Source organism: Pseudomonas sp. 1176_21 (genome assembly GCF_052850635.1).
Genome location: NZ_VXCV01000015.1, coordinates 84,244 through 98,171, shown reverse-complemented (window position 1 = coordinate 98,171; position 13,928 = coordinate 84,244). Strand labels below are relative to the sequence as shown.

The 13,928-nt window shown below is 66.7% G+C and carries 14 protein-coding genes; 7 read left to right on the top strand and 7 right to left on the bottom strand.

What is annotated here, in order from left to right:
* The first annotated feature begins 6 nt into the window (after positions 1–6).
* Positions 7–570 (top strand): helix-turn-helix domain-containing protein, encoded by a 564-nt coding sequence (locus FW760_RS24400; protein WP_054915334.1) that lies wholly within the window; start codon positions 7–9, stop codon positions 568–570.
* Positions 571–608: 38 nt separating this feature from the next.
* Positions 609–1,106 (top strand): hypothetical protein, encoded by a 498-nt coding sequence (locus FW760_RS24395; protein WP_043860528.1) that lies wholly within the window; start codon positions 609–611, stop codon positions 1,104–1,106.
* 21 nt (positions 1,107–1,127) lie between these two features.
* On the opposite strand, the gene FW760_RS24390 is transcribed toward FW760_RS24395, so the two are convergent.
* On the bottom strand, positions 1,128–1,610 hold the full coding sequence (locus tag FW760_RS24390) for a MaoC family dehydratase (protein ID WP_054915335.1): 483 nt from the start codon (positions 1,608–1,610) through the stop codon (positions 1,128–1,130).
* A gap of 36 nt (positions 1,611–1,646) precedes the next feature.
* Positions 1,647–2,264: a LysE family translocator gene (locus FW760_RS24385; RefSeq protein ID WP_043860545.1), complete on the bottom strand. Its 618-nt coding sequence runs from the start codon at positions 2,262–2,264 to the stop codon at positions 1,647–1,649.
* Positions 2,265–2,412: 148 nt separating this feature from the next.
* Here FW760_RS24385 and FW760_RS24380 point away from each other — a divergent pair, with 148 nt between their 5' ends.
* The gene (locus FW760_RS24380) at positions 2,413–2,865 is read left to right on the top strand and encodes an Lrp/AsnC family transcriptional regulator (protein ID WP_043860530.1); all 453 of its coding nucleotides are present in this window, start codon (positions 2,413–2,415) and stop codon (positions 2,863–2,865) included.
* 102 nt (positions 2,866–2,967) lie between these two features.
* Positions 2,968–3,588, top strand: a complete 621-nt coding sequence (locus FW760_RS24375) for a helix-turn-helix transcriptional regulator (RefSeq protein WP_229589228.1) — start codon at positions 2,968–2,970, stop codon at positions 3,586–3,588.
* On the opposite strand, the gene FW760_RS24370 is transcribed toward FW760_RS24375, so the two are convergent.
* From FW760_RS24370 to FW760_RS24355, 4 genes are all read right to left on the bottom strand, one after another.
* Entirely contained in the window at positions 3,571–4,464 is an 894-nt protein-coding gene (locus FW760_RS24370) for a sterol desaturase family protein (protein ID WP_213605708.1), read from the bottom strand. The two genes, FW760_RS24375 and FW760_RS24370, sit on opposite strands and share 18 nt — an antisense overlap.
* 98 nt (positions 4,465–4,562) lie before the next feature.
* Positions 4,563–5,093, bottom strand: coding sequence for a glyoxalase superfamily protein (locus tag FW760_RS24365; RefSeq protein ID WP_446444063.1), 531 nt, complete (start codon positions 5,091–5,093; stop codon positions 4,563–4,565).
* Between the two features lie 178 nt (positions 5,094–5,271).
* Positions 5,272–6,117, bottom strand: coding sequence for a TIGR03915 family putative DNA repair protein (locus tag FW760_RS24360; RefSeq protein ID WP_054915340.1), 846 nt, complete (start codon positions 6,115–6,117; stop codon positions 5,272–5,274).
* Complete coding sequence (locus tag FW760_RS24355; protein ID WP_054915341.1) at positions 6,114–7,334, bottom strand: putative DNA modification/repair radical SAM protein; 1,221 nt, start codon at positions 7,332–7,334, stop codon at positions 6,114–6,116. The genes FW760_RS24360 and FW760_RS24355 overlap by 4 nt, the downstream gene beginning before the upstream one ends.
* A 280-nt stretch (positions 7,335–7,614) precedes the next feature.
* On the opposite strand from FW760_RS24355, the gene mrdA reads away from it, so the two are divergent.
* Both mrdA and FW760_RS24345 read left to right on the top strand, forming a co-directional pair.
* The gene (gene mrdA / locus FW760_RS24350; protein ID WP_313326866.1) at positions 7,615–9,507 is read left to right on the top strand and encodes a penicillin-binding protein 2; all 1,893 of its coding nucleotides are present in this window, start codon (positions 7,615–7,617) and stop codon (positions 9,505–9,507) included.
* A 101-nt stretch (positions 9,508–9,608) separates the two neighbouring features.
* Complete coding sequence (locus FW760_RS24345; RefSeq protein ID WP_052504211.1) at positions 9,609–10,679, top strand: transketolase-like TK C-terminal-containing protein; 1,071 nt, start codon at positions 9,609–9,611, stop codon at positions 10,677–10,679.
* On the opposite strand, the gene FW760_RS24340 is transcribed toward FW760_RS24345, so the two are convergent.
* Positions 10,668–11,114 (bottom strand): MarR family winged helix-turn-helix transcriptional regulator, encoded by a 447-nt coding sequence (locus tag FW760_RS24340; RefSeq protein ID WP_058540700.1) that lies wholly within the window; start codon positions 11,112–11,114, stop codon positions 10,668–10,670. The two genes, FW760_RS24345 and FW760_RS24340, sit on opposite strands and share 12 nt — an antisense overlap.
* A 131-nt stretch (positions 11,115–11,245) precedes the next feature.
* Here FW760_RS24340 and aceE point away from each other — a divergent pair, with 131 nt between their 5' ends.
* On the top strand, positions 11,246–13,918 hold the full coding sequence (gene aceE, locus FW760_RS24335) for a pyruvate dehydrogenase (acetyl-transferring), homodimeric type (RefSeq protein WP_210015196.1): 2,673 nt from the start codon (positions 11,246–11,248) through the stop codon (positions 13,916–13,918).
* The last annotated feature ends 10 nt before the right edge of the window (positions 13,919–13,928 follow it).

The window sequence follows — 13,928 nt, the reverse complement described above, 5'->3', positions numbered from 1 at the left end:
GAACAAATGACCATTATATCGAACGATGCGCCGATCATGATTCTGGCCCAGGCCATCAGGCGCGAGCGCTTGCAGTCGGGGATGTCCGTCAGCGATCTGGCGCGCCGCGCCGGCGTGGCCAAATCTACGCTGTCGCAGCTGGAGTCCGGCCTTGGCAACCCCAGCATCGAGACCCTGTGGGCGCTGGCCACGGCATTGGGCATTCAGGTCACGCGGTTCTTCGAGCAGCCGGCGCAGACGGTCACGGTGATTCGCGCAGGCGAAGGTGCGGCGCTCAAGGCCGACGACGCCGACTACGCGGCGACCCTGCTCGCCGACTGCCCGCCCGGCATACGCCGGGACCTGTACCGCGTGCATGCCCAGCCCGGGCAGCCGCACCATTCCCAGGCGCACCCGGCGGGCACTTTCGAGCATGTATTCGTGTGCCAGGGGGCCGCCAGCGCAGGCCCGGCCAGTGCACCGGTGCTGTTGCATGCCGGCGACTACCTGCGCTACCCGGCCAACCAGCCCCATGTGTTCGAAGCCTTGGAGCCCGATACCGTTGCTGTCATGCTGATCGAGCACAGCTGAAGCAACTGCCTGCCCTATCCCTCAGGACCCCCACCCCCATGACCAACCACAGAATCGAGCTGTCAAACGGATGGATCGCCGAGTTTGCCAACCAGGGCGAGTTCCGCATGGATGCCGAAGGCTGGAACCTGGTGCTGCACGGGCCGCAGGGGCAATCCATCCAGTACTTCAACGACCAGATCGTGCTGGTGAACGATGACGACGGCACGCAGGCCAAGGCGTGCCTGCAGCTGTCGGAGGATGGCGTCTACGGTTACCTGAGCACCTCGGTGGGCACCGGCTGGGTGATCGACTTTGCCCGCGGCATGCTTGCCCCGCACCGGGTGGATATTCGTCACTACCACGACGGCTACGACGAGAGCATCGCATTGACCGAGCAGCCGGCCTTCCAGCGTGCACGCCAGTACATTCAGGTGAAGGGGCGATTCGTGTACCTCACCTTCCCGTTCATCCGCGAGGCGGAGTTCCCCAAGGTGTGGGAGCAGTACGTGGCGATCCGTCGGCGCCAGCTGGACGAGCTGTACTTTCGCAATTGAACCCTGCCGCGTGCCGGCGCCCTAGGCACCTGCCGCAGCCAGGTTGCCGGGGTCGCCCTCGGCCAACAGCTGCGCCATGCGTTCACGCGCCGCTGCGTTCGGCAACACCCCGGTGGTCATGCCTTCCAGCACGGTTTCGCCCTGCGCGTTGACGATGCTCAACTGCGCCCGCGCATGCCCGCGCTCGTCCTTGTCCACGATCAGCCAGTGGCAGGTGATTGCATCGCCGGCATACACCGGCCGCTTGAACTCGAAGCTCATGCTGGTCGCCAGCCAGCCGATCTGCCCGCCGATCTCGGTCACCAGGCTGGCCGTCAGCAGGCCATGGGAGATGATCGACCTGAACCTGCGCAGTTCGGCCGAGGCGGCATCGTAGTGCACGGGGTTGTAGTCCCGCGAAAGCTGCGCAAAGCAGCGGATGTCCTCATCGGTGAAGCACCGGGTCACGCTCAGTTGCGCCCCCACCTCCAGGCCCTGTACGGCCCGTGCTCTCAAGCTCTTCATGGCACTCCCCCTGTTCGATTGCCGCGTACATTCTGCCTACCTGGGTAGCTGCCCGCCCAGCAGCACCAGCGCGATGATGACCATCGCCGCCCCCGACACCCGGCTGACCCACAGCGCCGCCGCAGGCCGCGCGCCCAGCACGGCCTGCGATCCAAAGCCCACCAGCAGGTAGATCACCCCGCAGCTGAGCGCATGCACCAGCCCCAGCGCCACGATCTGCAGCGGTACCGGCCACGGCGCCGTGGCGTCGGTGAACTGTGGCAGCAATGCCAGAAACAGCAGGAACACCTTGGGGTTCAGGCCGCTCACACACAGGCCCTTCACCGCCCAGCGCTGCCACGCACCGGCAACCTGCACCTGGTCCGCCTGGGGCACAGTCGGGTGGCGCAGCATGCCGATGCCCAACCATAGCAGGTACCCGGCCCCGGCCACCGTCAGCACCGACAGCGCAAACGGATGCCCCGCCACCAGCGTGCCCACCCCGGCGGCGACGATCAGTGTCGCGATCAGATGCCCCGACAACAGCCCGGCCACGGCGGGCAATACCACCCGCCCCTTCAGCCCGGCCGATATCGCATAGGCCCAGTCCGCACCCGGCGTGATGATGAACAACATCGACACCGCCCAGAACGCCACGAAAACACTCAGGGTCATGGCGCTACCCACGCCAGGGGTTGATCCACGGTTGGCTGCATCGTCCTGCTCCACAAGCAAATTGATGCAGGGAACAATAATGAAATCTTGCTAGAATTTTCTTTCGAAGATAATCGCGACATAGGCCAATAGGGGAAGATCCTTCCAGATGGACCGCATCGACCGGAACATTCTTGCCGAACTGCAAAAAGACGGGCGCCTTTCTATCACCGAACTGGCCGAGCGGGTGGGGTTGAGCCTCTCCCCCTGTCACCGGCGGGTGCGTGCCCTGGAAGAATCGGGGGTGCTGCTGGGCTATCGGGCGAAACTGGACCCCATTGCCCTGGGCCTGACCTTTTCCGCCATGGTCTTCGTCACCCTTCGCGAGGGCGATCGCACGGCGGTCGAGGCGTTCGAGAACGCACTGGTGGCGTTGCCACAGGTGGTGGATGCGCAGCGCCTGTTCGGCGAGCCGGACTACCTGCTGCATGTGATCACCCAGGACCTGCCGGCCTTCCAGCGGCTCTATGATGAAAGCCTGTCGTCGCTGCCCAACGTGCAGCGGCTCACCTCCACCCTGGTGATGAAGCGCGTGGTGCAGGACCGGCCCTTGCCGTTGTAACCTCGCCGCCCGCCTTCACCCTCACCCAGGAGCACCACTATCCACCGCGCACCCAACGAGCCCTGGCAAGGCGACCTGTGGCTGGCCACCGACTACTGCCTGGTGGCCGGGCAGGTCGGGCAAACCCAGGCCCACGCGCACTATGCCCACCAGGTGCTGATCGCCTGCGCTGCCCCGGTGCAGGCGTCGATCCAGGGCCAGGTCGAGTGCGGGCCGCTGCTGCTCATTGCCTCCGGCCAGCCGCATGCGATTCTCAGCGAGCAACCGGCGATCACGCTGTTTGCCGAGCCATTGGCTTTCGAACTGCCGGTGCTGCGCCAGCTCTGCGAAGACGCCGGCGCAGACCTGGAGGGCCTGAACCAACGCTTGCGCGCCCTGCCCCGGCGCCCTTTGCATCCGCGCCTGGCCACCGCCTTGCAACGGGTGCGTGCACTGGATGAAAACACCCTGCCCGCCGCGCAGCTGGCCAGTGAGGCGGCGCTGTCGCTCAGCCAGCTGGAGCGCCTGTTCAGCGGTCAACTGGGGCTGTCGGTGCGCCGCCTGGTGTTGTGGCAACGCCTGCGCGTGGCCTTGCAGCTGGCACTGGGCGGTAGCAGCCTGACCGAGGCAGCCACCTGCGCAGGCTTTGCCGACTCGGCCCACCTGTCACGCAGCGTGCGCCAGCAGTTCGGCATCCGTGCCGACCGTACCCTGCGCCACCTGCGCCTAAGGCTGCTGGACTAGCGCACGGCTCAGGGCATCGGGCAGTACGGCAGGTGGATGCTCGGGCTGGTCGCGGCGAAAGGGTTGGCGCAACTGCGCGCCGTAGCCCACCGGGTAGTCCGGAAAGTCGCCGATACCCAGGTCGTCGTCCGCCAGGTGATAGTGCGGCAGGTGCAAGGCGGTACCCAGCAGGCGGTCCCAAACGCTGAAGAACAGCGCGAAGTTCACATCCCCCGTGGTGCCGTACTTGAGGTGATGCAGCCGGTGCACCGGCGCCCAGGCAAATACATGGCGCAGCCAGCCGATGCGCATGTCGACGTTGCTGTGCTGCAACAGCAGCTGGATGGATATGCTGAACGCCAGCAAGGCCGCCACATCCAGCGGCAACCCGCACAGCAGCAAGGGCAAGGTGCCGCCCAGCGCTTCGAGCATCTGGTGCAGCGGGTGCTTCATCAGCCCGTTGAAGCCGTACATTCGGGTCACGCTGTGATGCACGGCGTGCAGGCGCCACAGCAACGGCAGGCGGTGGCTGGCGTAATGCACCAGGGTGATGCCCAGGTCTGCCACCGGCAACGCCAGCAACAGTTGCAGCGCCAGCGGCCAGTCACTCGGCCACAGGCCGGTATCGGGCAGCACCAGGGCAATCAGGGGGATGGCGGCAATGCCGGCCACGTTGAGCGCCTCGTTCACCCCCGCGTGAATCACGTCCCGGGTGCCATCGCCCTGGCTCACATTCCAACGCTCGCGATAGGGCCACAGCCGCTCGCACAGCAGCGACACGCCAATCGCCAGCAACAGCAGAACCGGCAACCAGCCAAGGCTTGCGCCCTCGTCCAGCAGCCAAACGGCCGAGCCGACGAATCCAAGGAAAAATACAGGGGCGTACAGGGTTCGCATCGTGAAACTCCAGGCAGGTCAGAGCCTGGAGTTTCGTGTAGCCGCAGCCTGCTCCGCTTGAACAAACGGCGCATCTTCAGCCTGGGGGGAAAGGCCGGTCAGCCCTGGCAGAAGCGAATGCGATTGCCGAACGGGTCGTACACCTCAAGCACCTTGCCCCAGCCCTGCTCGACGATGTTTGGGCGGCCATAGCCGTAGCGCTTGGCAAGCAGCTCGTCGCGCAATTGCTCGATGTTGTGCATGGGGATGAACACCGTCGAGCCAGGGCTCGCGTCGCCGTGGTGCTCGGACAGGTGCAGTTGCAGCCCATTGCGCACGATGCCCAGGTACAACGGCAGATCGGCTTCGAAGCGGTGCTCGAACTCCACGCTGAAGCCCAGGAAGTCGAGGTAGAACTCGCGCGCCTTGGCTTCGTCGAACATGCGCAGGATGGGGATAGGCTTGTCGAAGCACACTTCGCTTGCAGAGGTGGCGGGGGCAAGCAGGGCCGAGGCGGTGTTCCAGTCCTTGTGGCCCAGCTGCTGCGCCACCAGCTCCAGTGCACCGGAGTGGGTCAGCAGCGGGTTCTGCGCCTGCAGGGCGGTACGCAGACGCTTGGCCATCTGTTTGGCCTGTTCGATCGAGATCATCATGTGCTCCTGGTGCCGAGGCAGTGTGGGGCTCGCGTTGCCAGGCCTCGACGTTCAAGAGAATGATCGCGTCAGGGGTAACTGCAATGCTTTCACCTTTCCCAACGGGAGCGAGCGGCGGGCAGCATCGGCCCGCGCCGATCATACACAGCCAGGGTGGCATATGGAAAGGCGGCCCTCAGCGCGTTGGCGAATCCCCGCGCCCGATGCGCTTGCCGCCCTGCTGCCCCACCTCCTGCGCCTGGCCGTCGCGCTGCTTGCCCTGGCGCGCCTGGCCCACCAGCCGCGCGATCAGCGGGCCTTCGGGCAGATGACGCCAGAAGCGCCCCGGCATGTGCTGGCGCATGGCATCGGGGTTGACCCGTGCCGGGTTGAAGGTGTGCCGGTAATAGGTGCGCCACAGCTCGGCGCCAGGGTCGTCGGCGTGGCAGGCCCACTGGCGCCATTGCTCGGGGCAGTGCCGTCGGTAGTCCAGGGTGCTGCCATCGAAACGGATGCCATCGCGTGGCGTGGCGATCAGCCAGCGCTGGCGGCCCAGCCGGTCGGCAAAGTGGCCGCTGGCGCTTTGCAGAATGTCGTGGGCCGGTTCATGGAAGGCCACCAGGTCCAGTTGCAGTTGCTCGGCCAGTGCCGCCGGCAATGGCACGAAGCGCACGAAGGCATGCAGGTGATGGGCCTCGCGGCTGACCTGCTTGATGCGCCGCTGCAGCTCGCTGCCCAGCCGGTCGCCCGCCAGCATGGCGGTGCGGTCGCCATGGGCCACGCGCCACAGCACTTCATACAGCAGGTTCCAGCGCTGCTCGCCACGGTAGCGGGCGGCCTGCTCAAGTTGATCCAGCAAGGCGGCCGGCACCCGTGTGCGAAACGGCCCGGGGCCCTGCGGCAATACCGCCGGCACCGCCAGCAGATCGTGCACCGGGCCGTGCGCCCACACCACCTCGGTGGGGTCGATGCCGTGGCCCAGCAGCACGCGGGCCTGGTCGCGCCAGGTGTCGAAGTGCTCGTCGCAGTCCAGCGCGATCATCCCCACAACCCCATCTGCACCGGTGCCTGCGGCTCGCGCAGGCGTTCGCGCAGCAGGCCGCTGCGGGTTTCCGACTGGGGCGGGCGGTAGTCGCTGGTGACGATGAACGGGCGCGCCTTGTCCAGCACGCAGCGCAGCTGGATCAGGTCGTCATAGCGAATGCGCCGTTCACGGCGCAGCGCCACCAGGCGTTGCACGCTGCGCAGCCCGATGCCGGGAATGCGCGCCAGCAACGCCGGCTCGGCACGGTTCACATCCAGCGGAAACACCTCGCGGTTGGCCAGGGCCCAGGCCAGCTTGGGGTCGATGTCCAGCGCCAGGTTGCCCGCGCCGCCCAGCAGTTCGCCGGCCTTGTAGCCATAGCCGCGCATGAGAAAGTCCGCCTGGTACAGGCGGTGCTCGCGCAGCAGCGGCGGCGCGGCCAGGGGTACGCTGGTGGGGCTGTCGGGGATCGGGCTGAACGCCGAGTAATACACACGCCGCAGGCCATAACCCTGGTACAGCGATTCGGCATTGCCCAGGATGGTGTGGTCGTCGGTGGCATCGGCGCCCACGATCATCTGGGTGCTCTGCCCGGCAGGGGTGAAGCGCGGTGCGTTGACTTCACCGGCCACCGCCTGCTGGCCGTGGTGGATGGTGCCCATGGCCTGGCGAATGGTACGCACCTGCTTCTCCGGCGCCAGGCGCTGCAGGCTGGCTTCGGTGGGCAGCTCGATGTTCACGCTGAGGCGGTCGGCCAGCCGCCCGGCCTGCTCGATCAGCAGCGGGTCGGCGTCGGGGATGGTCTTGAGGTGGATGTAGCCGCGAAAGTTGTGCTCTTCGCGCAGCAGCTGCGCCACGCGAATCAACTGTTCCATGGTGTAGTCGGCGGAGCGGATGATGCCCGAGCTGAGGAACAGCCCGCTGATGCAGTTGCGCCGGTAGAAATCCAGGGTCAGGCGCACCACCTCCTCAGGCGTGAAGCGTGCCCGCGGCACGTTGCTGGAGCGGCGGTTGACGCAGTACTGGCAGTCGTACAGGCAGAAGTTGGTCAGCAGCACCTTGAGCAGCGACACGCAGCGCCCGTCGGGGGTGTAGCTGTGGCAGATGCCCATGCCATCGGTGGCGCCCAGGCCGTCGCGACCGCGCGAGCTGCGCTTGGGGGCGCCGCTGCTGGCGCACGAGGCGTCGTACTTGGCGGCATCGGCCAGGATGCCGAGCTTGGCGATGAGCTGCATGGGGTCCACCTCGATACTGATTATCCATACAGTATTCGCAGATCGCCACGCATGCAAGCGCAGCCTGTCGACCGGGCCGCTGCGGCCTTCATGAAAAAATCTTCATGAACGCTGCGCCCCGCTAACCGGGGAACCTCGGCGCACCCTCGCCCGCCTGCGGACAACCGGCCTTGAGGCACCGCAGCAGCTTGCGTAGGATCGCCGTTCATTCACGCCATCGCGCCCGTTCACTGCCTGCTCCCAGGCCGGTGGTGCATCCGTTTTCCGCAAGAGCCTGCACATGCCCCAGCCTATCCCCCTCAAGGACCACGAGAAAGAAACGCACCTGGTCAACCGCAGGCTGATCGCGTGTGCGCTGCTGGTACTGGTGCTGGTGGCGGTGCTGGTGGGGCGGCTGTACGTGCTGCAGGTGGTGCAGCACGACTACCATGCCGCCGTGTCGCAGAACAACCGCGTGCACGTGCTGCCCATCGCCCCCGAGCGCGGGCTGATCTACGACCGCAACGGCGAGGTGCTGGCCGACAACAAGCCCAGCTTCAACCTCACCATGACCCGCGAGCGTGCTGGCGACACGCCCAGGGTGCTCGACAGCCTGGTGCAGATCCTGGGCCTGGGCGAGGAGGACCGCCAGGGCTTCGAGAAGGACCTGCGCCGTGGCCGCAAGCCGTTCGAGCCGGTGACGCTGATGTTCGGCCTGAGTGAAGAGCAGATCGCCCTGATCGCGGTCAACCAGTTCCGTCTGCCGGGGCTGGACGTGGAGCCGCAGTTCATTCGTGAATACCCCATGGGCGCGCACTTTGCCCACTCGGTGGGCTACGTGGGGCGCATCAACGAGAAAGAAGCCAAGACCCTCGATGCCACCGAATACCGTGGCACCCAGTCCATCGGCAAGACCGGCATCGAGCACTTCTACGAGGCCCAGCTGCACGGCCAGGTGGGCTACGAAGAGGTCGAGACCAACGCCCAGGGCCGCATCATGCGCGTGCTGCGCCACCACGACCCGGTACCCGGCAAGAACATCACCCTGAGCCTGGACGCGCACCTGCAGCTGGCCGCCGAAAAGGCCCTGGGCGATCGCCGTGGTTCGGTGGTGGCGCTGGACCCGGCCACCGGCGAGGTGCTGGCGATGGTCAGCAACCCCAGCTTCGATCCCAACCTGTTCGTCAAGGGCATCAGCTTCAGGCAGTACGCCGAGCTGCGCGATTCCATCGACCGGCCACTGTTCAACCGCGTGCTGCGCGGCCTGTACGCCCCGGGCTCGACGATCAAGCCCGAGGTGGCCATCGCCGGCCTCGACAGCGGCGTGATCACCCCGGCCAGCCGGGTGTTCGACCCCGGCTACTACGAGCTGCCCAACTACGACCACAAGTACCGCAACTGGAACCGCAGCGGCGACGGCTGGGTGGACATGTACAGCGCCATCATGCGCTCCAACGACACCTACTTCTACGACCTGGCGCACAAGCTGGGGGTCGAGCGCCTGCACGACTACATGAGCGAATTCGGCCTGGGCCAGAAGGTCTCGCTGGACATGTTCGAAGAGTCACCCGGCCTGATGCCCTCGCCCGCCTGGAAGCGCGCCAACCGGCGCCAGGCCTGGTACCCCGGCGAAACCCTGATCCTGGGCATCGGCCAGGGCTACATGCAGGTCACCCCGCTGCAACTGGCGCAGGCCACCAGCCTGCTGGCAAGCAAGGGCGTGTGGCACCGCCCGCACCTGGCCATGAGCATCGGCGACGAGCCGCCGGTAGACCCCAACCCCATGCCCGACATCGTGCTGCATGACCGCCACGCCTGGGACCAGGTCAACCAGGGCATGCAGATGGTCATGCACGCCCCGCGCGGCATCGCCCGCGCCGCCGCTGCCGGGGCGCAGTACCGCATCGCAGGCAAGAGCGGCACCGCGCAGGTGGTGGCGATCAAGCAGGGGGAACGCTACAACCGCGACAAGACCCTGGAGCGCCACCGCGACAACGCGTTGTTCGTGGGCTTTGCCCCCGCCGACCACCCGAGCATCGCCATCGCGGTGATGATCGAGAACGGCGAGGCCGGTGGGCGCGTGGCCGGGCCGGTGGTCCGGGAAATCATGGACGCCTACCTGCTGGACGAACAAGGCCACCTCAAGCCCCAGTATGCGGGCAACACAGCCGCCGCCGCGGTGCCCCATACCTGAAAGCGCAGCGCCCTGATCGTGCCGACAGCATCTGATTGCATTTGCAATCAGATTGCAGTATCCCTTGCGCTTCTGCCAAGGACCGATCATGGAGCTGCCCCGTGGATTCACTGCCTGCCATCCCCCCTGCCCGACTGGCCGCCCACGCCTGCATTCGCAGCATCGAGGCCGGCCTGCCGTCGACCGGCGCAGCGTCGCACTCGCCGCTGTTGCAGATTTTGCAGACCGTGCACCGCATCGAGCACGACCCGGCCGTGGCGGGCAACCTGTGGGTGATCAATGATCGCGCCGACAGCGCGAGCGAGGTGGTCAGCCCCTGGGGCATCTGGTTTCGCCAGCAGGCGCCCAGCCGCGAACGCCCGCTGATCTACCTCACCCAGTCGCCGAGCTCGGCCCGCGTGTCGATGCTGGCCGAGCAGATCGGCCACCGCGGCATCGTGTTCAACGACCTGGAATCGGCCGCCTCGCGCTGGCCCAAGGGCGCGCACCCGTGGCTGCCGTTGTGGCTGTCGGCCAACGCCCAGTGCCGCCCGTACGACCCCGCCAGCGCTGCCGAGGCCCAGGCCATCCTGCTGGCGGCGCTGGACGAGCTGTACGTACAGGGGCGCCACGGCTTCTACTACATGACCCTGCACGATCAGCCGCCGGCAGCCGATGAACCGGCACACGACGATTGCAGCGATGCATTCCTGGGCATGTACCCGTTGCAGCCCACCAGCGCTGCCCGCCCCCAGGTACGCCTGCTGGGCGCCGGCGCCATGCTCCGGGAGGTACGCGCCGCCGCGGTGCTGCTCGACACGCACTGGGGCATCGCCAGCCAGTTGTGGAGTTGCCCCAGCTACACGCGCCTGGCCCGTGACAGCGACGATGCCGCGCGCTGGAACCGCCTGCACCCCGAGGCCGCGCCACGCAAGAGCTACCTGCAGTACTGCCTGATGTCGGCCAGCACGCCGGTGATCGCCGTGACTGGCTATGCCCAGCACATCGCCGACCAGCTTGCCCCGCATGTCACGGCGCCCTTCACCGCACTGGGCGCCGACAGCCTGGCGCCGGGCAACTGCCTGGATCGGCGCTGGATAACCTTCAGCGCGTTGCAGGCACTGGCCGGCCAGGGCCTGTTCGACACCCAGGCGCTACCCGCCGCACAGGCCCGGCTGGGCCTAGGCGAATGACGCCCGGGCCTTGAAGCTCGACTGTTCCAGCGCCTGGGCGAACAGCGCCTGTTGCTCGGGCGTGAACTGGCTCAGAAACAGCTCGTCCACTGCCTGCTTGTACACCGCCCACATGCGCTTGCGCAGCGCCTTGCCGCTGTCGGTGATACACGCCAGGGCGCCGCGCCCGTCGCCCGCGACCTTCTTGCGCACCACATGCCCTTCGGCCTCCAGGCGGTCGACCAGGCGGGTCAGGTTGTAACGCTCGATGGCCATCACATCGGCCAGCTCGTGCATGCGCCGGCAGCCATCGGGGCCGCTCTCGATGCCCCACAGCGCGTCATACCAGGCGTACACGGGCAGGCCCTGGTCGGCCAGGCGGCGTTCGATTTCGCGAATCAGGTTGCGGTGGGCGCGAATGAAGCTGAACCAGAGGTCAGCGGTGGGTGCAGCCATGAGGGTTCCTCGGGTCAAAGTTATTGCATTTGCAATCATACGGGGCGCATGCCTAGAATCAATTGCAAATGCAACTACTACCCGGCAGGCCTGCCGGCACTGCCCGCCACAACCCCGCAGGAGGATTACCGATGCAACAGCAGCCCCCTCTGTTGAACGACCCAGATCCCGAGCAGACCCAGGAATGGCTTGAGTCCCTGGCCACCGTTGTCGAGGTGGAGGGGCGCTCGCGTGCGCACTTCCTGATCGACCAGATGCTGGACCTGGACGTGTCGCTGCACGGCGACTTTCGTGGCCGCGTCAACACCCCCTACGTCAACACCATCGGCCCCGAGCGCGAACTGCCCTACCCCGGCGACCTGGCCACCGAGCAGCGCCTGAATGCCTATATCCGCTGGAACGCACTGGCCATGGTGCTGCGCGCCGGCAAGCATTCGGGGGTGGGCGGGCATATCGCCACCTACGCCTCGGCGGCGGTGCTGTATGACGTGGGCTTCGACCATTTCTTTCGCGGGCGCACCGCGCAGTTTGCCGGCGACATGGTGTACATCCAGGGCCACTCGGCGCCGGGTATCTATGGCCGGGCCTACCTCGAAGGGCGCCTGAGCGAAGCGCAGCTGGACAACTTTCGCCGCGAGACCGACCGCGATGGCGTGTCGTCCTACCCGCACCCGCGGCTGATGCCCGAGTTCTGGCAGTTTCCCACCGTGTCCATGGGCCTGGGGCCGATCACCGCGGCCTACCAGGCGCGCTTCATGCGCTACCTCGAAGACCGCGACCTCACCCCACGCCAGGGCCGCAAGGTGTGGGCGTTTCTCGGTGACGGCGAAATGGATCAGCCCGAGTCGCTGGCGGCCATCTCGCTGGCCGGGCGCGAAAAACTCGACAACCTGATCTTCGTGGTCAACTGCAACCTGCAGCGCCTGGACGGCCCGGTACGTGGCAACGCCAAGGTGATCCAGGAGTTCGAGAGCCTGTACCGTGCTGCCGGCTGGAACGTGATCAAGGTGGTGTGGGGCAGCGGCTGGGATGCGCTGCTGGCCAGGGACAGCAGCGGCATCCTGCGCCAGCGCATGATGGAGTGCGTGGACGGCGAGTATCAGACCTACAAGTCGCAGAACGGCGCCTACGTGCGCGAGCACTTCTTCGGCAAGTACCCGGAACTGCTGGCGATGGTCAGCGACCTGAGCGATGACGACATCTGGAAGCTGGCTCGCGGCGGGCACGACCCGGTCAAGGTGTACAACGCCTACGCGGCGGCCGTGCGTCACACGGGGCGGCCAACGGTGATCCTGGCCAAGACCGTCAAGGGCTTCGGCATGGGCGAAGCCGGCGAAGGCCAGAACATCAACCACCAGTTGAAGAAGATGGGCGACGAGGCGGTCAAGGCCTTCCGCGACCGCTTCGGCCTGGACCTGAGTGATGAGCGCCTCGGCGAGATCCCCTACCTCAAGCCCGCCCCCGACAGCGCCGATGCGCGCTACCTGCAGGTGGCCCGTGATCGCCTGGGCGGGCATGTGCCGGCGCGCCAGGCCAGGGTCGAGCCGTTGCAGGTACCGGCCCTGGAGGCCTTCGACAGCCAGCTCAAGGGCACCGGTGACCGTGCCATCTCCACCACCATGGCGTTCGTGCGCATTCTCGGCACCCTGCTCAAGGACCCGCAGGTCGGCCGCCTCGTCGTACCGATCGTGCCCGACGAATCACGCACCTTCGGCATGGAGGGGCTGTTCCGCCAGATCGGCATCCACTCCCATGTGGGCCAGCTGTACACGCCGCAGGATGCCGGCACGCTCAGCTACTACAAGGAGAGCACCGACGGCCAGATCATGCAGGAAGGGCTCAACGAGTCCGGCGCCACCTCGTCGTGGATTGCCGCCAGCACCGCCTACGCCAACCATGGCGTGATGACCCTGCCGTTCTACATCTTCTATTCGATGTTCGGCTTCCAGCGAGTGGGCGACCTGCTGTGGGCGGCGGGCGATGCGCGCGCACGGGGGTTTCTGCTGGGCGCCACCAGCGGGCGTACCACGTTGATGGGCGAAGGCTTGCAGCATGACGACGGGCACAGCCACGTGATGTCGGCCACCGTGCCGTGCTGCGTCTCCTACGACCCCACCTATGCCTACGAGCTGGCGGTAATCATCCAGGACGGCATGCGCCGCATGTATGCCGAGCAGGAGGACGTGTACTACTACATCACCGTGCTCAACGAGAACTACGCCCACCCCGCCATGCCCGAAGGCGCAGAGCAAGGCATTCTCAAGGGGCTGTACCGCCTGCCGGTGGAAAAACCGCCGCAGGGCGAGCGGCATGTGCAGTTGATGGGCAGCGGCTCGATACTGAACGAGGTGCTGGCGGCGGCGGATATTCTGCAGCGTGATTTCGGCGTCAGCAGCGAGGTGTGGAGCGCCACCAGCCTGACCGAGGTGCGGCGCGAGGCGCAGGCGGTGGAGCGCTGGAACCTGCTGCACCCGCTGCAGGCGCCGAAGACGCCATACATCGAAACGCTGCTGCAGGGGCATGCGGGGCCGGTGGTGGTGGCCACGGACTACATGAAGATCCATGCCGACCAGATCCGGCCGTGGGTGACCGGGAGGCGTTTCGTGGCGTTGGGCACCGACGGCTTCGGCCAGTCGGACACACGCGAGGCGCTGCGCCGGCATTTCGAGGTGGACCGCCAGTTCATCGTGCTGGCGGCGCTGAATGCGCTGGCGGCGGACGGGGTGATCGAGCGCGAGGTGGTGGCCGGGGCGATCGAAGCGCTGGGCATCGACCCTGGCAAGGTTGATCCGGCTTCAGTCTGATAGATCGCGG